General features: G+C 64.8%; 16 protein-coding genes. 8 read left to right on the top strand and 8 right to left on the bottom strand.

The annotated features are described in order from the left end of the window. The first annotated feature begins 16 nt into the window (after positions 1-16). Positions 17-1,213: an acyl-CoA dehydrogenase family protein gene (locus DNX69_RS22100; protein ID WP_110788134.1), complete on the top strand. Its 1,197-nt coding sequence runs from the start codon at positions 17-19 to the stop codon at positions 1,211-1,213. Positions 1,214-1,330: 117 nt separating this feature from the next. On the opposite strand, the gene DNX69_RS22095 is transcribed toward DNX69_RS22100, so the two are convergent. The 6 genes from DNX69_RS22095 to iorA all read right to left on the bottom strand — a co-directional run bounded on the left by DNX69_RS22095 (position 1,331) and on the right by iorA (position 8,275). After that, the gene (locus DNX69_RS22095; protein ID WP_110788133.1) at positions 1,331-2,665 is read right to left on the bottom strand and encodes a phenylacetate--CoA ligase family protein; all 1,335 of its coding nucleotides are present in this window, start codon (positions 2,663-2,665) and stop codon (positions 1,331-1,333) included. 275 nt (positions 2,666-2,940) lie between these two features. Next, complete coding sequence (locus tag DNX69_RS22090) at positions 2,941-3,504, bottom strand: 2-oxoacid:acceptor oxidoreductase family protein (RefSeq protein ID WP_110788132.1); 564 nt, start codon at positions 3,502-3,504, stop codon at positions 2,941-2,943. Between the two features lie 14 nt (positions 3,505-3,518). After that, positions 3,519-4,349, bottom strand: a complete 831-nt coding sequence (locus DNX69_RS22085) for a thiamine pyrophosphate-dependent enzyme (protein ID WP_110788131.1) — start codon at positions 4,347-4,349, stop codon at positions 3,519-3,521. Position 4,350: 1 nt separating this feature from the next. Further along, the gene (locus DNX69_RS22080) at positions 4,351-5,511 is read right to left on the bottom strand and encodes a 2-oxoacid:acceptor oxidoreductase subunit alpha (RefSeq protein ID WP_110788130.1); all 1,161 of its coding nucleotides are present in this window, start codon (positions 5,509-5,511) and stop codon (positions 4,351-4,353) included. Continuing rightward, complete coding sequence (locus DNX69_RS22075) at positions 5,508-6,455, bottom strand: 2-oxoacid:acceptor oxidoreductase family protein (RefSeq protein ID WP_110788129.1); 948 nt, start codon at positions 6,453-6,455, stop codon at positions 5,508-5,510. The genes DNX69_RS22080 and DNX69_RS22075 overlap by 4 nt, the downstream gene beginning before the upstream one ends. Further along, on the bottom strand, positions 6,452-8,275 hold the full coding sequence (iorA, locus tag DNX69_RS22070; protein ID WP_110788128.1) for an indolepyruvate ferredoxin oxidoreductase subunit alpha: 1,824 nt from the start codon (positions 8,273-8,275) through the stop codon (positions 6,452-6,454). Before iorA ends, DNX69_RS22075 begins: the two co-directional genes overlap by 4 nt. A gap of 269 nt (positions 8,276-8,544) precedes the next feature. On the opposite strand from iorA, the gene DNX69_RS22065 reads away from it, so the two are divergent. From DNX69_RS22065 to DNX69_RS22050, 4 genes are all read left to right on the top strand, one after another. Then, positions 8,545-8,868: a hypothetical protein gene (locus tag DNX69_RS22065; RefSeq protein ID WP_110788127.1), complete on the top strand. Its 324-nt coding sequence runs from the start codon at positions 8,545-8,547 to the stop codon at positions 8,866-8,868. 119 nt (positions 8,869-8,987) lie between these two features. Then, entirely contained in the window at positions 8,988-9,920 is a 933-nt protein-coding gene (locus DNX69_RS22060) for a CHAD domain-containing protein (protein ID WP_110788126.1), read from the top strand. 28 nt (positions 9,921-9,948) lie between these two features. Then, on the top strand, positions 9,949-10,740 hold the full coding sequence (locus tag DNX69_RS22055; RefSeq protein ID WP_110788125.1) for a hypothetical protein: 792 nt from the start codon (positions 9,949-9,951) through the stop codon (positions 10,738-10,740). A gap of 316 nt (positions 10,741-11,056) precedes the next feature. Then, positions 11,057-11,482, top strand: coding sequence for a type II toxin-antitoxin system PemK/MazF family toxin (locus DNX69_RS22050; protein WP_110788124.1), 426 nt, complete (start codon positions 11,057-11,059; stop codon positions 11,480-11,482). A gap of 289 nt (positions 11,483-11,771) precedes the next feature. Here the strand turns inward: DNX69_RS22050 and DNX69_RS22045 are convergent, their stop codons facing one another. Next, the gene (locus DNX69_RS22045) at positions 11,772-12,788 is read right to left on the bottom strand and encodes a CBS domain-containing protein (protein ID WP_110788123.1); all 1,017 of its coding nucleotides are present in this window, start codon (positions 12,786-12,788) and stop codon (positions 11,772-11,774) included. A 479-nt stretch (positions 12,789-13,267) separates the two neighbouring features. Here DNX69_RS22045 and DNX69_RS22040 point away from each other — a divergent pair, with 479 nt between their 5' ends. Next, on the top strand, positions 13,268-13,933 hold the full coding sequence (locus DNX69_RS22040; protein WP_110788122.1) for a hypothetical protein: 666 nt from the start codon (positions 13,268-13,270) through the stop codon (positions 13,931-13,933). A 213-nt stretch (positions 13,934-14,146) separates the two neighbouring features. Here the strand turns inward: DNX69_RS22040 and DNX69_RS22035 are convergent, their stop codons facing one another. Beyond that, a complete protein-coding gene (locus tag DNX69_RS22035) occupies positions 14,147-15,760 on the bottom strand; it encodes an ABC transporter substrate-binding protein (protein WP_110788121.1) in 1,614 nt (537 codons plus the stop codon). Positions 15,761-16,013: 253 nt separating this feature from the next. Here DNX69_RS22035 and DNX69_RS22030 point away from each other — a divergent pair, with 253 nt between their 5' ends. Together DNX69_RS22030 and DNX69_RS22025 are read left to right on the top strand one after the other, a co-directional pair. Continuing rightward, positions 16,014-17,144, top strand: coding sequence for a M20/M25/M40 family metallo-hydrolase (locus tag DNX69_RS22030; RefSeq protein ID WP_110788120.1), 1,131 nt, complete (start codon positions 16,014-16,016; stop codon positions 17,142-17,144). A gap of 169 nt (positions 17,145-17,313) precedes the next feature. Beyond that, positions 17,314-18,255, top strand: a complete 942-nt coding sequence (locus DNX69_RS22025; protein WP_110788119.1) for an ABC transporter permease — start codon at positions 17,314-17,316, stop codon at positions 18,253-18,255. Positions 18,256-18,258 lie beyond the last annotated feature (3 nt).

Genomic DNA, 18,258 nt, shown 5'->3' with positions numbered 1-18,258 from the left:
ACAGCGAGGCATCGACATGGACATGACCTTCGGCGAAGCCGAGCTCGCCTTTCAGCAAGAGGTCCGCGACTTCATCGCGGCCAATCTCACGCCCGACATGAAGCGGGCGGAGTCGCTCAACGCCTCGGTGTTCTCTGAACCCGAGACCGGCGTGCCGTGGCAGCGCGCCCTGAACGCCAAGGGCTGGGGCGCACCCGGCTGGCCGGTCGAATATGGCGGCACCGGCTGGACGCCGGCGCAGCGCTGGATTTTCGAGACCGAATGCGCCCACGCGGGCGTGCCCTCCCCGACGCCGATGGGCGTCAAGATGGTCGGGCCTGTGATCATCGGCTTCGGCTCGCCGGAGCAGAAGAACTACTTCCTGCCCCGGATTCTGTCCTGCGAGGATTATTGGTGCCAGGGTTATTCGGAGCCGGGCTCGGGTTCGGACCTGTCGTCGCTGAAGACCCGTGCGGTCCGCGACGGCGACGACTACGTCATCAACGGCACCAAGATCTGGACCACCCACGCGCACAACGCCAACATGATGTTCGCGCTGGTGCGCACCAGCGACGAGCCGCGGCAGCAGGACGGCATCAGCTTCGTGCTGATCGACATGAAGAGCCCCGGCATCACCATCCGCCCGATCCTGACCATCGGCGGCGACCACGAGGTCAATCAGGTGTTCTTCGACGACGTCCGGATTCCGGCGTCGAACCTGGTCGGCGAGGAAGGCAAGGGCTGGACCTACGGCAAGTACTTGCTGGAATTCGAGCGTGGCTCGGGCATCGCCTCGGCCAAGCTCCGCAAGGCGCTGCACCGGGCGGCGGCGTTCGCCGAGTCGGACGCGACCGGCCGAGCGATCGAGGATCCGGACATCGCGATCCGGATGTCGGAGGTCGAGGTCGACATCGACGCGCTGGAAATGACCGAACTGCGGGTGCTGTCGGCGCTGCAGAACGGCCAGAACCCCGGCGCGGTGTCGTCGATCCTGAAGCTGCGCACCAGCGAGATCTACCAGGCGGTGAGCCGGCTCGCCGTCGACGTGATCGGCACCGACGGCCTCTACGTCGAACCGACCCGCCCGCTGCACCGCCTCAACGCCCCGCCGGCGATCCCGGAGGACGAACTCGCCGTGATGCCGACGCATCTCAACGGCCGCGCCTACACCATCTTCGGCGGCACCTCGGAAATCCAGCGCGACATCATCAGCAAGCTGGTGCTGGGGCTGTAACAACTAGGACCAACCCTACCCCGTCATTGCGAGCGGAGCGAAGCAATCCAGGAGCCACACGTGCGGCCTCTGGATTGCTTCGTCGCTGCGCTCCTCGCAATGACGGGGAAAGGCTGATCACATATTCCGCTGGTCCTTCACCCGCACAGCCTTGCCCTGCGAGCGCGGGACTTCGCCCGGCGATTTCACCGCGACCTTGCAGGTGACGCCGATCAGCGACTTGACGTGATGGGTCACCTCGGCCGCCTTCTTGGCGAGCGCGGCTTCGTCGCGCGGGGCGTCGGGGGCGATCTCGACTTCGACCGTCATGGCGTCGAGCGCCTTCTCGCGGGTCAGCACGATCTGATAGTGCGGCGCGATTCCGGGGAAGCCGATCAGCACCGACTCCACCTGCGACGGATAGACGTTGACGCCGCGGATGATCAGCATGTCGTCGTCGCGGCCGGTGACGCGCATGATGCGCAGATGGGTGCGGCCACAGGCGCAGGGCTCGGTGTTCAGGCTGGTGATGTCGCGGGTGCGATACCGGATCATCGGCAGCGCTTCCTTGGTCAGCGTGGTGATCACCAGTTCGCCGACGGAGCCCATCGGCAGCACCTCGAGCGTCTCCGGATCGATGGTCTCGAACAGGAAGTGATCTTCCCAGCCGTGCAGACCGTTCTGCGCGACCGCGCATTCGCAGGCGACACCCGGCCCCATGATCTCCGACAGGCCATAAACGTCGACCGCCTTGATGCCGAGGCGCGCTTCGAGATCGCGGCGCATCGCATCGCTCCACGGCTCGGCGCCGAACAGGCCGACCCGCAGCGGCGCATCGCGCAAATTCACGCCCATCTGCTCGGCGACTTCGGCGATGTTCAGCGCGTAGGACGGCGTGCAGCACAGCACATTGGCGCCGAAATCGACGATGAGCTGCACCTGTCGCTCGGTGCCGCCGCCGGAGGCCGGCACCACGGTGCAGCCGAGCCGCTCGGCACCGTAGTGGGCGCCGAGGCCGCCGGTGAACAGGCCGTAGCCATAGGCGTTGTGGACGATGTCCTCCGGCGATGCGCCGGCGCCGACCATCGAGCGTGCCATCAGGTTCGCCCAATTGTCCAGGTCGGTCCGGGTGTAGCCGACCACGGTCGGCTTGCCGGTGGTGCCGGACGAGGCGTGGATGCGCGGCATCTGATTGCGCGGCACCGCGAACATCCCGAACGGATAGTTGTCGCGCAGATCGGTCTTCTTGGTGAAGGGAAACTTCGCGATGTCGGCGAGCGAGGCCAGGTCGGCCGGCTTGACGCCGGCTTGGTCGAAGCTGTTGCGATAGTGCGGAACGTCACGATACGCCCGCTCGACGATTTTGCGCAGCCGCTCAAACTGCAATGCCGCGAGCTGCGGCCGCGGCATGGTTTCGATTGCGCGGTCGTGCATATAGACGGTCTGTTCGCGCAATGCGGGCTGGGCGCTCATCGAAGCAATCCTTTGTCAGTATCGGACTCTCGCTCTCTCCGCGTGCCGGGAGAACGAGAGACACGTTTCATGTCTGAGTTCGGAACAAGACCTTCGTCCCGCGCAAGGCGAGCTCCCTCGCCCCGCTCTTTGCGGGGAGAGGGTTGGGGTGAGGGGCGACGCGGGCACCGAGGCTCGGCCGCGTGGAGACGCCCCCTCACCCGCCGCGCAAGAGCGCGTCGACCTCTCCCCGCGCGCGGGGAGAGGTTCGCGCAGTGCCTGGTGACAGCTTGCGATCACGATGCCGCCGCCGCGACGGCAGGCGCCTTGGCCAGCGCGGTGCCGGCGGCCAGCGCGTCCATGTTGAGATCGAGGAAGCCACGCGGCGAGGATGCGCGCACCACCTGCTCGACCGATTTGTGCTTGCAAATGCCCGACAGCTCGACCAGCACGCCGAGCGCCACGATGTTGGTGACACGCTCGCTGCCGAGCTCGATCGCGGTGCGGCTGAGCGGCAACGGGTAGCGCTTGAAGCGACCGGCTTCCGGCAGCTCCGGGCACAGCCGGACATCGGAGATCACCAGCGCGCCGGCCTTCAGCTTCGGCCACGACGGTTTGATGGCGATCTTGTCGAGCAGCACCAGATGGTCGAATTCGATCGGCAACGGATAGTCGACCTCGCCATGGGCAACGACGAGGTCGGCGTTGCAGAAGCCGCCGCGCGAGGTCGGCTCGTAGGTCTGCGACTGCGCGACGTGGCGGCCTTCCAGCGACAGAGCGTCGGCGAGCAGCTTGGCGCTGAGCAACAGCCCCTGGCCGCCGGTGCCGCCGAAGCGAAGTTCGATGCGGGATGTCGACATGGCTGCTCTCCCCGTCACTTGCCGGCACGCGCGGCGGCCGCGGCGCGTAACGCCGCGCCGTATTCCGGCCGGTTGTTCTGGGCCAGAATGCCGGTCGGCAGATCGGTCGAACGGAACGGCTCGTCGACGCTGTCGCGATACGCCGAGGGGCGCATCTCGCTCTTCTGCCGCATCACCATCTCGGCCGACGAGCCCATGTCGTTCTTGCGGCCGTAGACTTCGGTGCAGTCCGACACCACTTCGACGAAAGCAAAGCCCGGATGCTGCAGCCCGGCCTTGATCAGCTCTTTCAACTTCGGAACATGCCGCGTCACTTCGCGGCCGACGAAGCCGGCGCCGGCGGCGGTCGCCAGCGCGCAGGCGTCGAAGTTCGGCTCGGTGTTGCCGTGGGGCGTCGTCGTCGTGAGCCGCGTCTCTGATGTGGTCGGCGACACCTGGCCGCCGGTCATGCCGTAGATCTCGTTGTTGAGCATCAGGCAGGTGAGCTTGAGATTGCGCCGGCAGGCATGGATCAGATGGTTGCCGCCGATGGCCAGGCAATCGCCGTCGCCGGTGATCACCACGACGTGCAGATCCGGCCGCGCCAGCGCCAACCCGGTCGCATACGCCAGCGGCCGGCCGTGCGTGGTGTGGAAGGTGTTGGCGTCGATATAGGCCGACAGCCGCCCGGCGCAGCCGATGCCCGACACCACCGCGAGCTTGTCGCGGTCGATGTGGAGTTCATGGATCGCCCACAGTAGCGCGCGCAGCGCCATGCCGTGGCCGCAGCCTGGGCAGAGAAAGTGCGGCATCATCTCCTTGCGGAGATAATCGCGGACGTCGAAATGCGGCGCGTCGCGGAACATCTCAGACCTCCGAAGCAAGCTTGCTGGCAGCGGCTGCAATCTGCGCCGGCGTGATCGGTTCACCGCTGATCAGATGCAGACCTTCGACACGGCGATCGCGAAGCTGACGCTCGATCTCCAGCCGCAGCTGGCCGATATTGAGCTCGGGCACCAGGATCGCCTTGGCGTTTCGCGTCGCCTCGCGCAGCGCGATCTCCGGGAACGGCCACAGCGTGACCGGGCGGAACAGCCCGACCTTCTTGCCTTCGGCGCGGCAGGCATCGACCGCGCGGCGCGCGGCGCGTGCGCTGATGCCGATCGCGACGATCACCACCTCGGCGTCCTCGCAGCGCACCGCCTCATAGCTGTCGATCAGATCGCGATGACGATCGAGCTTGGCATAAAGCCGGCCGAGATTGCGCGTCACGATCTCCGGGTCCTGGCTCGGAAAGCCGGTCTCGCTGTGCGTCAGGCCGGTGGTGTGGGTGCGATAGCCGTCGCCGGGACGCGGCATCGGCGGAATCAGGTCGGCATCGGCCGCATACGGCTTGTAAGCCTCGCGCGGGCCGCTCGCCCATTTTCGCGTGGCATGCACCGAGGTGCGGCCGCCGAGCGCCACGGTCTCCGACGACTGCGCGATCACCTGGTCGTACAGCAGGATCACCGGCGTGCGGCACAACTCGGCGAGGTCGAAAGCGCGGATGGTCTCGTTGTAGATCTCGCGCGCCGAGGCCGGCGCCAGCACGATCATCGGATAGTCGCCGTGGCTGCCGTAGCGGGTCTGGAAGATGTCAGCCTGCGACGGCCGGGTCGGCATGCCGGTCGACGGACCGCCGCGCATCACGTTGACGATCACGCACGGAATTTCCGCCCCGGCCGCGTAGCCGATGTTCTCCTGCTTCAGCGAGAAGCCGGGACCGGAGGTCGCAGTCAACGATTTGACACCGCCCATCGAGGCGCCGACCACCGCCGCCATCGCGGCGATCTCGTCTTCCATCTGGATGAACACGCCGCCGGCCGCCGGCAGCATGGTCGACAGACGCTCGGCGATTTCGGACGACGGCGTGATCGGATAGCCGGCGAAGAATTTGCAGCCGGCGTCGATCGCGCCCTGGGCACAGGCGGCGTTGCCGGACAGCAACTTGGCGGCGGCCTTTGGGATGTGGCGATCCGGCGCGTTCATTGCGCGGCCTCCATCGCGGGCGCTTCGGGGTCGAGATGGACGCGGATCGCAAAGTCCGGGCACAGCCATTCGCATAGCCGGCAGCCGGTGCATTTCTCAGGCGCGACCAGGGTGGCGATGCGATCGGCGTTCAGGGTCAGGCAGCGCTCCGGACACAGCTTGACGCAGATTTCGCAGCTCTTGCACCAGGCCTCGGTAATCTCGAGGCGCGGCTGATACAGCGTATGCGCCGGCACCGCAGCGGGCGCGGCATCCACGGTCGGCGGCTCGCTCTTGGCCTCAGCGATCCAATTACGGCCGAGCTCGAACGCTGCCGAGTTCACCGCGATGGTCTTCTTCGGGACGAACGCGGTGACCGTCTTCTCCCACTCCGGCAGCGCGAATTCGAGCACGGTCGACAGCGCGCCGAGCAGCACGACGTTAGCAGCGCGCTCGTTGCCGAGCTCTTCGGCCATCTTGGTGGCGTCGATCGCGTAGGCTTCGGACACGTAGGCGGCGACCTGCTCCGCAGTTTCGGTGGAGTAGCGCATCGGCGCGCCGGGACGGCGACTGCGGCAGGCGAACGGCGGCACGATCCGTTTGGTGTCGCAGATGAACACGCCGGTTTCGCGCTTCAGATGCGGCAGCCAGCGCAGGCCCTCGGCCCATTCCAGCGCGATCAGCACGTCGGCCTCGCCCTTGGCGATGGTGGGCGACCACACCCGCGGCCCGAACCGGACATGGCTAAACACGGTGCCGCCGCGCTTGGCCATGCCGTGGACTTCGCTCTGCTTGACCTCGTAGCCGTGCGCCTGGGCCAGCGACGCCAGCACCTTGGACACCAGGATCACGCCCTGGCCGCCGACGCCGACGATCAGCACGTTGGTGGGCTCCGCCAGCGCGGCGTTGAACGCCGTCGGCTCGCTGGCCGCATTCAATGCGACCACATTGCTCTGCTCGTTCATTGCGTCACCGCCGGGCTCGCGATCTTGATGCAGTCGATGGTGCAGACCTGGGCGCACAGCGTGCAGCCGATGCACAGCGCCGGATCGATCTTGACGCGGTGCCGGCCCTCGAACCATTCGTCGCTCCAGGTCAGCGCCGGGCAGCCGAGATTCATGCAGGACTGACAGGCGGTGCACTGGCTGGTGATGACTTCCAGCGGCGGTCCCTTGATCTTGATCGGATCGAGCACGCACGGCCGGTTCGAGATCAGAACCGCAACGCCACGATAGTTGATCGCCTCGCGCAGCGCCTGATGGGTGGCAGCGAGATCGTACGAGTCGACCTTCTTCACCCATTTGACGCCGCAGGCTTTGATCAGCGCCTCGTAGTCGACCTGCGGCGCAGGATCGCCGCGCAGCGTCTTGCCCGTGCCGGGGTGCTCCTGACCGCCGGTCATTGCGGTGATGTGGTTGTCGAGCAGCATCACGGCGATGTTGGCCTGATTGTAGACCGCGTCGATCAACGCCGGGATGCCGGCGTGCAGGAAGGTGGAGTCGCCGATGGTGGCGACGATCGGCTTGGTCTCGCCGGCCTTGGCCATACCGACGGCGTTGCCGATCGACGAGCCCATCGCCACGCAGGTATCGATACCGCGCAAGGGATCAAGCACCGCCAGCGTGTAGCAGCCGATGTCGCCGGCGACGCGGGCGCCGGAGGCGCGCACCGCCATGAAGCTCGAGGTGTGCGGACAGCCGGCGCACAGCACCGGCGGACGCACCACCGGCTCCGGCACCCAGGCATTATGGGACGGCGGTGCCGGCAACAGGCCGGCTTGCACCAGACCGGCACGCACCACTTCGGGCGAGAATTCGCCGGCGCGCGGAAACAGCCGCTTGCCCTCGACCTTGATGCCGAGCGCGGCGACTTCCTTCTCGATGATCGGCTCCAGCTCCTCGACGACGAATACTCGCTCGAACGCCCCGCAGAATTCGCGCAGCACCTCTTCAGACAGCGGCCAGGATGCGGCCAGCTTCAGCACGGGAGCGTGCGGCAGCACTTCGCGGACATAGGGATAGCAAGTACCGGCCGTGATGATGCCGAATGAGCCCTCACCATGCTCCATCCGGGTGATCGCCGACACCGCCAAGAACTCTTTCAGCTTCGCCTCGCGCTCCAGTACGAACAGATGCCGGCCGCGGGCATGCGCCGGAATCATCACGTTCTTCGACGGCTGCTCGAGGAAGACGCGCGGCGGCACCTCGACGCGCTCGCCGACCGACACCGTGCTGCGGGTGTGTGACAGCCGGGTGGTGCTGCGCACGATCACCGGGGTGTCGAACTGCTCGGAGATATCGAACGCGAGCTTGGTGAAGTCGTAGGCTTCCTGGGCATCGCTCGGCTCCAGCACCGGGATGCTGGCGAGCTGGCCGTAAATCCGACTGTCTTGCTCGTTCTGCGAGGAGTGAATGCCGGGATCGTCACAGACCACCAGCACCAGTCCGCCGTTCACGCCGATATAGGTCGCGGTCATGAACGCGTCGGCGGCGACGTTGAGGCCGACATGCTTCATCGCGCACAGCGCGCGTGAGCCGGCGAACGACGCGCCCATCGCGACGTCGAGCGCGACCTTTTCGTTGGTCGACCACTGCGCGTGCAGATCCTCGGCCGGATAGGTCGCCAGCGTTTCCAGAACTTCGGTGCTGGGCGTACCAGGATAAGCAGCCGCGACACGGACGCCGGCTTCCCAAGCGGCACGCGCAATCGCCTCGTTGCCGGTGAGCGGGCGAAGCTCCCTGGCTTCGCTCTTCAGAGCAGTGGCGGCTTGCCAAGGTGTATGCATCACGAGCTCCCCCCAAGCGCACGCCACTGCGGCGATTAGAACTGCTGTAAAGAGGCTCTCTTTCCCAAATTTACCTTCGGTCGTATTTGCGCTAAGTCAACGGCGCGCACAGTTATCGATCAGCATGATCACTAAGCGCGCATCGTTTGCGGCAGCGGTTTTGTGCTGAGTCAATTCTGTGCAATGCAGCGACGATTACTGCTACGCGAGAGCGGATCGCAGCTGCGATCGCGCGGGTAGTTGGACTTTAGACGAACAGCGAGGACGGCATGACGACGACGGCTCCGGACAACGTCCAGACCACCCCGGCTCCGAGCAAACCGGCGCCGGAACGCGGACCGGACAAACATGTCGAAGCACGGATGGCCCGGATCGAGGCCGCAGTGCAGCGCATTCAGCTCGTCATCGTCATGGGCGTCGGCGTCGGCGCAATTCTGTGGTGCCTCGACTTCGCCAATCAACTGATGCCGTTCCCACCGTCGGCAGCGTGGTACTATGGCGGCCAAGCGGCTGCGATCCTGATCGGCATGGGCATCGCCTATGCGGTGGCCAAGCTGATCGGCTACCCGCTGGAAGTGCTAAGGCGGGCGTGACCGGCCGGCGCGCCGGTGAGCTGTTTTGGACGTCGCCCGATCGGGCACAACGCTACGTCATCGGCCCGTAAATCTGCTAGGGTACCGCGGGTGGTCAAGTTCTTCGCCCGTGGGACAAAATGCGTCGAGTTCTCAAGAAATCTGCGGCCAGGCCGGCTACCGGCCCGGCGCATGACATCGTTCTGTCGCAAGACATCGGCAGCGGCGAGGCATTTCGAGCGATCGCGACCGAAATGCTGCGCCAGATCACCGTGCAGCAGCCCAAAGTGCGGCGCCGCGACCCGACCGGCGTGCACCAGATGCGAATCGCGCTGCGGCGGATGCGCGCCGCGATCTCGGTATTCGGCGATCTGATCGACGGCCGCGATACCCAGCGGATGAAGCGCGAATTGAAGTGGCTGGCCGGACGGCTGGCGCCGGCGCGCGATCTGCACCTGCTGGAAGTGAAAATCAAAAGCGCGCAGCTCGGCGCCGGCTCCCCGGCATTCCTGAAGCGGCTCGGCTCCGACCGCGGTGCGGCATTCGACAGCGCCAGTGCGACCGTGGAGCTGCAACGGTTTCGTAAACTGCTGGTCGATCTGCAGCGCTGGATTGATGCGGGCGAATGGACCAAGGCGGCGGACGGTGCGGATCGCCCCTCGGCCGCAGCCTTCGCCGAACAGGTGCTGGCGCGGCGCGCCCGCAAGCTGAACAAGCGGCTGGCGACGCTCGCACAGCTCGATGACGAGGAGAGGCACCAAGTCCGCATCGCCGCCAAGAAGCTGAACTACGCGATCGGCTTCTTCGCGAGCTTGTTCGGCGGCAAGACCGGCAAGCGGCTAGAGCGGTTCAGGAAGCACCTGAAGAAGCTGCTCGACGCGCTGGGCCAGCTCAACGACGTCGTCGTCCACCGCAGGCTGGCCGGCAAATTCAACCGCGGAACCAAGGCGAAGCTCGATCCCGATGCCGCCCGGCAGCTCGCCGACCTTGATGCTGCCGAGATCCGACAGCAGATGAAGGCGGCCGCCAAGGCCGCCGCCAAGCTTGCAGAGGACCCGCTTTTCGGCGATTGACGGCGATCGGCCCGCGCTGAAGGACACGATGCAACCAGATCCCCACCCTCTCGTCGAGGCGGCGACCAGCACCTCGCGCTTCGCGGTGACGCGGCGCTGGCTCACGCGAGTCTCGGAATGGTCGGCCAAGGCGACGTTCCGGATCAAGCGCGGTACGCCGGTGGTGACGATCGACGAACTCGGCAAGAGCTGGGACCTGACGGAGGCGCAGCGCGCGGCGCTGCTGCAGCTCGGCGAGACCAAGCCTGGCGCGGCGTTCATCGACGAGAAGGTCGCCAACATCAACCGCGCCGCATTCCATCGCTCGGCCTTCGTGCTGAACGCGGCGACGCATCTGATCTTCGTCGACCTCGCCGCACAACTTTTGCTGTCGCTGTGGGAAGTGAAAGCGGTGCTGGTCGCACTCAACCTGCTGCTGGCGCTGATCGCCCATTTCCAGATGCGCGAGAATTATCGCGCACTGCTCGCCGGCCCACGAGAGCTGCCAAAGAAGCGCCGGCTCTGGGGCCTACTTCGCAACCCGCGCTACAACAAGGCGGTGAAGAAGAGTTCGCGCCCCTACGCGCGCAGCGCCTGGAAGGAACAGACGCTGTACCGCACTGCGTATTTCGCCAACGCGGCGATCATCTTCCTCGGCTCGCAGTTCATCCTGCCGGCGGAGCGGCTGATCTTCCCGTTCGGATTCCTGATCGGCAAGATCACCGGGCTGATTACAACCATCGTGGTGTTTTTTGATGGTTGGCGCGGCATCCGCGCCGGCGACGACGCCCGCCTCGCGCGCGAGCGCGAGGTCTCGGTATATCGCAATCTCAAGATCTGAGACAGGAGAGCATCGTCTTCTCGCGACGAGGAGCCCCTGGATTGACGGCATCCGGCCATCCGGGCCGATGCTACGAGAATCGCTGCGTGCTCAGTCACTCTCAATCAACTGGATGAGCGAAGCATAAAACGAAGTCCGAGCGGGAGCGTCGCTTCTGCTCGGCCACGCGCGCATCTGAGTATCTGTCGACCGACTATCGCACACCCGGTGTCGTCCCAGCGGGAGCGCGAGAAACGACAGCACTTATCCCCTGAAACTAAACGTGCGCGTGCTCAACTGATATCGTCTCCGTCTTTCGATTCGGCCGGATTGCGACATGCCCATTAACGAACATCCTCTTCCTGGGACGATTCTGATTTGCGACTTCGACGGCACCTTCAAGCAGCCTGAGATGGTGAAGCCTCGCTGCGTAGTTGTCCTAAGCCCCAAAATCGCAGCCAGAGCAGGATTATGCACCGTCGTCTGTTTAAGTACGACGCCACCGGACCCGATCATGTCTTATCACTGCCAAATCGATATCCGACCACCACTTCCCGCGGGCTGGGAAAGCGATGGAGTATGGGTGAAGGGCGACATGATCTATGCGGTTGGGTTTCATCGCCTCAACTTGATTCGGACTGGGAAAACACGCGAGGGAAAAAGAACTTACCGATATGAGGTGCTCTCGACCGACCAGATGAAACTGATAAAATCCTGTGTACTCAAAGGCTTGGGCATGTCTCTCTTGACAAAACACTTGTAGTATGTACATTGACGCATGTGTGAGGCTCTGGCTTGCCATCCTCGTCTAAGACCCCACCAGGGGCCGTCATATGGCCGGGCAATAACAAGCCTTCATATGACGCAGAAGTCAGGCCCCGCCTTTTCTCAGGTGGGGCCTTTTTCGTTTCAGCAAGGTCATTAGAGGACGACGTCTTTTCCGTTGCCGTGCGTTGGCGTGCTGTTTGTCAAGCCAAGGAATTCTCTGGGACCTTCGTATCCGAACTCCCTCGAAGCAATACGATCAGTAGCAGTTGAGCCAATCGCTCGCATCAATGATGCGCCGCTTCGCTCTTGCCCCAGCTCAGGAACAGGCCGATGTCACCCGGGATACCGTCCGGGAAATCCACGACGCGGGCCTGCAGCACGAAGCCGTGCGGGCGCAGCTCCGCCTTCCAGCGCAAGTAAATGTCGGCGGCCATGCCGCGCAACGTCGACGGCCATTCCGGATCGGGCGCATTCACGGCACGGCCGTGGTCGGTGCACAGCTCGGCTGGAAACCGCAGCAGTAGACTCTCCTGCTCGCCTTTCTTGGCAGCCGACCGGGCGTTGCGCAGCAGCTTCTGCCAAGTCTCGTCCGACAGATGCGACGCCAGCATGTCGCTGGCGAGGCGATGGTGCTTCTCGTCGGCCAGCTCCTTGGCGTGTTTGCGCTTCTCGTCCTCCTCGTGCTCATGCTCGATCCCGAGTTCGCGAAAGGCCGCGGCCGACAAATCGTCGGCCGCCGCACCTTGCGGTGGCGCGGCCGGCCGCGCAGCTGGCCTCGTTAGTGCCGCCAGCTTGTCGGACGGCGTCGGCCAGGCATTGGGATCGTCGTGCACCGGGTCGCCCCCGCTATGGTTGAGTCCAGTCATGGTCTTGAGCAGGTCGGCGCGGCTGACGATGCCGACGATGCGTCCGCTACGCACCACCGGGACCCGCTTGATCCGCTTTTCGACCAACAGGTCGGCGATGTCGGCCAGCGCCGTGGTTTCTTCGACTGTCACCACCGGGCCGACCATCACGTCCTTGGCGGTGCGGGTATCGGACTTCAGGAAGCGAACATAGTCGGGATGCACCGCCTCGCCTTCCGACAGGATCTGCAGCCACCAATCGTGACGCGCCTCGCGGTCGCTATCGGCGCGCGGCATCAGATCGCCCTCGCTGACGATACCGATCGGTGCCCCACCACCGTCGATCACCGGCACGGCGCTGATGCCGTGCTTCAGCAAGGTCTCGGCGATGGCGTGGACGGGCGTGTCGGGCTGCACCGTCACGATGGCGGTGGTCATCACGTCTACTGCTTTCATGGGGGACTCGTCGGTGGTTTCGGCCTCGGCATGATACGCGGTCTGTATGGCGGCCCGATGCGCGCGGGGCGCGGGACGGCATTGCTGCAGTGCAACGACTCATTCGACCGCCGTCAAGCAACCGCCGCAATTCGCAACTGCGGTGCAACCGACTAGCGGCCGATGCTGCACCGGATGCGGTCGATCGACCCACACCCATGTCTACGCCGGCCTTGATCGTTCGACTACCACACGGGCGCGCGACTGCTACCCGGGAGTCCCCCGGCGTCATTCATCAACCCTAACGAATTACAGCGCTTTCGGCCGCAATGACGACGAGGCTGCGGTCGTGCTACATGTCGACCGCCAGCGCTAAACGGTTTTGACATACCTCAAAGCGCTGGTGCAGATGCGTGTTCATTTGATTTTCGACAATGCAGCTCGCGGCGGGCGAAACCTATACACCTCGCGCCGGCCTGCCCTGAATGGAAAGACGTGACATGGAGTATTTCTCCGCGCTCGGTCCACTGCTGATACTCATGTTGTTCGGTGGTGGCTTCGTCATCGCTGCGTATCTGACGTTCGACGACATGCGCACCCGCGGCAGCTCGTTCGACGCTGCTGCCATCTCCGCCTCAATCCGCAACGCGATCGAACGGATCAGGGCGCTGCCCACCACGACGCTGATCATGATCGGGGCGGTCGTGGCTGCGGCGCTGTTCCTCTATCTGGTGTCCGCGAGCGGCTACTATGCGCGGCCGGCCGCACCGGTTCCCGCCGCCAGCGAGCCCGCGACCGAAACGGCTGCACCGGCAGCAACACCCGCTGCGGCCGCTCCCGCGGCTGCCGCCAAGGCAACCCCGGCTCCGGCCCCTGCTGCCACCCCTGCTCCCGCGCCCGCAGCCAAGACGCCGGCCGCCGCCGACAAGCAGACCTCGGTCCCAGCGCCGACCACGGTCGCTGTGGTCCGCAACGTCACCTCGACGAGCTGCGCCTCCGACGGCTGCCCGGTGACCTGCGCCGCCAACGAGACGCTGACCTCGGCCTATTGCGTCAACGGCGGCGCCGCCAAGCTCGCCGATCAGCTCACGGTCAAGGATGGCTCGGTGACGGCGAAGTGCAGCCCGAGCGCCAGCGCCATCAAGGTCGCCTGCGCCCGCAAGTGATCGGCCGCTGACGGCGCCCGATCGGTCTCGGGACAACATCCAGCCAATCGAGCCCGGCCTCTCCCCGCCGGGCTTTTTTTGTGCGTCGCGGAATGCTTCGGCGCCGTCACCACGAAGCTGTCGGATCTCTTTAGCCCTTCACAGCAAAGCGCCGCCCTGCTTTCGCAGGACGGCGCGCTGATTTAGCAGGTCTGATCGAACCGTGACGGACGATCAATCGTCCTTCTTGTCCATGTTCCAGAACACCGGCGTGGCGGGGCCGTCGAGCACGCCAGTTAGCTCGGTGCGCCACACCGTCGGCGTCTTATACTGGCCGACATGAAGATAGGTCACCTGATCGTACACCCGCTTCTGGAGGTCGGTGGCGATCTTCTTCTGGTCATCGGCGGAGGTGGCGCGGACGAACTTGTCGAGCAACGCCTCCATCTCGTCGTCCTTCGGCCAGCCGAACCAGCCGCCCGACTTGCCCTTACCGTTGAGCATGACGTTGGCGACCGGGTTCATCACATCCGGCACCACCCAGTTGGTGAAGAACAGATTCCAGCCGCCTTCGGCCGGCGGCTTCTGGCTGGCACGCCGCGACACCACGGTCTGCCAGTCGGTCGCCTGCAGATCGACCTTGAAGCCGGCCTCGCGCAGCAGCTGGGCAGCGACGATCGGCTGCGCCTTCAGCGTCACGACGTCGCCCGGCGCCATCAGCACCACCGGCGTGCCGTCGTAGCCGGATTCGGCAAGCGCCTTCTTGGCTTCCGCCATGTCGTCGCCCGAGGTCACTGGCGCCGAGCCGACGTCGGTGGCGAGCGGCGTGCCGCAGCCGAAGATCGCACCGCAGATCTGATAGTAATCAGGATTCCCGACCAGCGCGTCGAGAATCGGCTTCTGGCTCATCGCCAACAGCGCGGCGCGCCGCACCTTCGGATTGTCGAACGGCGGATACAGGAAATTCATCCGGCCGATGGTGACGTAGCCGAGCTTGTTGAGGACGTCGACCTTGAGCTCTTTGTCCTGCAGCAACACCGGCAGGATGTCGAAAGACGGGTTCTCGACGAAATCGATGTCGCCCGACTGCAGCGCGTTCACCGCGGTCTGCGCGTCCGGCATGGTGATCCATTCGACGCGATCGACCTTCACCACTTTGCCGCCCGAGGTCCAGCTCGGCGGCTCCTTGCGCGGCACATAGTCGGTGTTCTTGACGTACACCGCCTTGACGCCCGGCTGGAATTCAGACGCGACGAATTTGAACGGACCTGAGCCGATCTGCTCGGGGATCGCCTTGTCCGGCGGCGTCTCGGCGATCCGCTTCGGCATCATGAACGGCACGATCGACGACGGCTTGGCGATCGATTCCAGCACCAGCGCGTAGGGTTCTTTCAGCTTCAGAACGATGGTTTTGGCATCGGGCGCCTCGAGGCTGGCAGTGAACTGCATAAGCTTCTGACCCATGCCGTCCTTCTTGCCCCAGCGCTGCAGCGAGGCGATGCAGTCCTCCGCCGTCACCGGCTTGCCGTCGTGCCACTTCAGTCCGTCACGCAGCGTGAAGGTGTAGGTCAGCTTGTCGTCGGAGACCTTGTATTCGGCCATCTGCGGCTGGACCTTGAAGTTGGAGTCCATCGCCAGCAGCGTGTCGTACACCATATAGCCGTGGTCGCGTGTAATATACGCGGTGGTCAGGCCGGGGTCGATGATACGCAGATCGGAATGCATGACGGCCCGAATCGTCTTGGCATCGACGGTCGCGGGCAGCGCGAGCGACGCTGCGAGCGCGAGCGCCGGCACGACGAATTTCGACGCGGCGACCGAGCGCATCCAACGCGGTGGATGGAACATTCGTGTTCTCCTGACTTGAAACTGATCAATCACAGATGATTGCTTGTGCAGGGCGATGTGAATCCGGGCGCAGCACCACGCGATCAGCGCGTTACTGCATCCTGATAGTCGAAGACTTGCACCAAGCATGCCAAGCGTCAATCATCAGCCGACGATACCGCATGCGTGCAGCCGCGTAGTCGGCGTCGAATCTTTCGCTTTACAAATGCGCCGCCAATCAGTCTCGTAAGCCATCTTCAACCGAGAGCGCGCAATGAATCCAGCAAATCTTCCTTTCGATTCCGACACGATGCTTCAAGGTCTGCGCGCATGGGTTGAATGCGAGAGTCCGACCTGGGACACTTCCGCAGTCGACCGTATGCTCGATCTCGCAGCGCGGGAGATGGCGATCATGGGCGCGACGATCGAGCGCATCGCCGGTCGCCAAGGTTTTGCCGGCTGCGTCCGCGCGCGGTTTCCGCATCCCAAGCAGGGCGAACCGGGCATCCTGATCGCGGGCCATCTCGACACCGTGCACCCTGTCGGCACCATCGAGAAGCTGTCGTTCCGCCGCGAAGGCAACAAGGCATTCGGCCCGGGCATCTTCGACATGAAAGGCGGCAACTACCTGACGCTCGAAGCGATCCGTCAGCTCGCGCGCGCCTCGTTCACGACGCCGCTGCCGATCACCGTGCTGTTTACGCCGGACGAGGAAGTCGGTACGCCATCGACCCGAGACATCATCGAGGCCGAGGCGGCGCGCAACAAATACGTGCTGGTGCCGGAGCCCGGCCGCCCCGACAATGGCGTCGTCACCGGCCGCTACGCGATCGCGCGGTTCAACCTGGAAGCGATCGGCAAGCCGAGCCATGCCGGCGCGACGCTGTCGTCGGGTCGTTCCGCAATACGGGAAATGGCCAAGCAGATCCTCGCGATCGACGCGATGACCGGCGAGGATTGCACTTTCAGCGTCGGCATCGTGCACGGCGGCCAATGGGTCAATTGCGTCGCCACCACCTGCACCGGCGAAGCGCTCAGCATGGCCAAGCGTCAGGCGGATCTCGACCGCGGCGTCGAGCGGATGCTGGCGCTGAGCGGCAGCAGCAACGACGTCACCTTCAAGGTGACGCGCGGCGTGACCCGCCCGGTGTGGGAGCCTGATGCCGGCACCATGGCGCTTTACGAAAAAGCGCGCGCAGTCGCCTCCGAGCTCGGCTTCAGCCTGCCACACTGCAGCGCAGGTGGTGGCTCCGACGGCAACTTTACCGGTGCAATGGGGATTCCGACGCTCGACGGCCTCGGGGTGCGCGGCGCCGACGCACACACGCTGAACGAGCATATCGAAATCGACAGCCTCGCCGAGCGCGGCCGGTTGATGGCCGGGCTGCTCGCGACACTGGACTGAGTGCGGATCCTGCCAGCGCTGTATAATATCGAGCAGCGCTGGCACGGGACTTGCTCACCAGCTCACTGAAGTTCGAACGGTTTTCGACGACCGCAGCGCAGGTGATCATGACGAACCACATCTTCGGGATAAGTTTCACTAATCGTCGAATCCAATCCGTGGAGCGCCGATGCTCGGCTATCTGATCCGCCGCCTGCTGGCGGCCATCCCGGTGATGGGCGTGGTCGCGTTGTTCGTTTTCCTGCTGCTGCGGCTGACGCCGGGCGATCCGGCGGCGATCATTGCCGGAGACAGCGCCACCCCTGAACAATTGATGCGCATCCGCGCCACGCTCGGCCTCAACGAGCCGCTCTACGTGCAGTTCTTCACCTGGGTCGGACGATTGCTGCACGGCGATCTTGGCGTCTCGCTGATCTCGCAGGTTCCGGTGCTGAAGATGATCGGACAGCGCATCGAACCGACCATCACGGTGGCGCTGGCGACCATCGTGCTGTCGGTGATCGTCGCGGTGCCGCTCGGCGTCGTCGCTGCGTGGAAGCACGGCACCTGGATCGACCGCTTCGTGATGGGGCTGTCGGTGATCGGCTTCTCGGTGCCGGTGTTCGTCATCGGCTACGTACTGATCCAGGTGTTCGCGATCGAGCTGCGCTGGTTTCCGGTGCAGGGCTTCCGTTCGCTGTCGCGCGGCTTGGGTCCTTTCGTGGAGCGGCTGGTGCTGCCGACATTGACGCTGTCGTTCATCTACGTCGCGCTGATCGCGCGAATGACGCGCGCCGCGATGCTCGACGTGCTCGGCGAGGACTATGTCCGCACCGCGCGCGCCAAGGGTATCACCGAAAGCCGGGTGCTGCTGCGCCACGCGCTACGCAATGCGGCGGTGCCGGTGATCACCGTGATCGGCACCGGCTTCGCACTGTTGATCTCCGGCGTCGTCGTCACCGAGAGCGTATTCAACCTGCCGGGAATCGGCCGTCTCACCGTCGATGCAGTGCTGGCGCGCGACTACCCGGTGATCCAGGGCATGATCCTGCTGACCTCGGGCATTTATGTCGGCGTCAATCTCCTGATCGATCTGGCCTACACGCTGCTCGATCCCCGTATCCGGTACTGAGGG

It is taken from the genome of Rhodopseudomonas palustris, assembly GCF_003226555.1.
Classification (GTDB): Bacteria; Pseudomonadota; Alphaproteobacteria; order Rhizobiales; family Xanthobacteraceae; genus Rhodopseudomonas; species Rhodopseudomonas palustris_I.
The sequence above is the reverse complement of the archived record's forward strand: the minus strand, read 5'-3'. Positions and strand labels throughout refer to the sequence as shown.

Bases quoted from the DNA above. Each gene is read 5' to 3' on its own strand.
- DNX69_RS22095 (WP_110788133.1), bottom strand. From the start codon at position 2,665: ATGAGCGCCCAGCCCGCATTGCGCGAACAGACCGTCTATATGCACGAC.
- DNX69_RS22025 (WP_110788119.1), top strand. From the start codon at position 17,314: ATGCTCGGCTATCTGATCCGCCGCCTGCTGGCGGCCATCCCGGTGATG.
- DNX69_RS22050 (WP_110788124.1), top strand. From the start codon at position 11,057: ATGCCCATTAACGAACATCCTCTTCCTGGGACGATTCTGATTTGCGAC.
- DNX69_RS22060 (WP_110788126.1), top strand. From the start codon at position 8,988: ATGCGTCGAGTTCTCAAGAAATCTGCGGCCAGGCCGGCTACCGGCCCG.
- DNX69_RS22055 (WP_110788125.1), top strand. From the start codon at position 9,949: ATGCAACCAGATCCCCACCCTCTCGTCGAGGCGGCGACCAGCACCTCG.
- DNX69_RS22035 (WP_110788121.1), bottom strand. From the start codon at position 15,760: ATGTTCCATCCACCGCGTTGGATGCGCTCGGTCGCCGCGTCGAAATTC.
- DNX69_RS22030 (WP_110788120.1), top strand. From the start codon at position 16,014: ATGAATCCAGCAAATCTTCCTTTCGATTCCGACACGATGCTTCAAGGT.
- DNX69_RS22045 (WP_110788123.1), bottom strand. From the start codon at position 12,788: ATGAAAGCAGTAGACGTGATGACCACCGCCATCGTGACGGTGCAGCCC.
- iorA (WP_110788128.1), bottom strand. From the start codon at position 8,275: ATGCATACACCTTGGCAAGCCGCCACTGCTCTGAAGAGCGAAGCCAGG.
- DNX69_RS22065 (WP_110788127.1), top strand. From the start codon at position 8,545: ATGACGACGACGGCTCCGGACAACGTCCAGACCACCCCGGCTCCGAGC.
- DNX69_RS22090 (WP_110788132.1), bottom strand. From the start codon at position 3,504: ATGTCGACATCCCGCATCGAACTTCGCTTCGGCGGCACCGGCGGCCAG.
- DNX69_RS22080 (WP_110788130.1), bottom strand. From the start codon at position 5,511: ATGAACGCGCCGGATCGCCACATCCCAAAGGCCGCCGCCAAGTTGCTG.
- DNX69_RS22040 (WP_110788122.1), top strand. From the start codon at position 13,268: ATGGAGTATTTCTCCGCGCTCGGTCCACTGCTGATACTCATGTTGTTC.
- DNX69_RS22085 (WP_110788131.1), bottom strand. From the start codon at position 4,349: ATGTTCCGCGACGCGCCGCATTTCGACGTCCGCGATTATCTCCGCAAG.
- DNX69_RS22075 (WP_110788129.1), bottom strand. From the start codon at position 6,455: ATGAACGAGCAGAGCAATGTGGTCGCATTGAATGCGGCCAGCGAGCCG.
- DNX69_RS22100 (WP_110788134.1), top strand. From the start codon at position 17: ATGGACATGACCTTCGGCGAAGCCGAGCTCGCCTTTCAGCAAGAGGTC.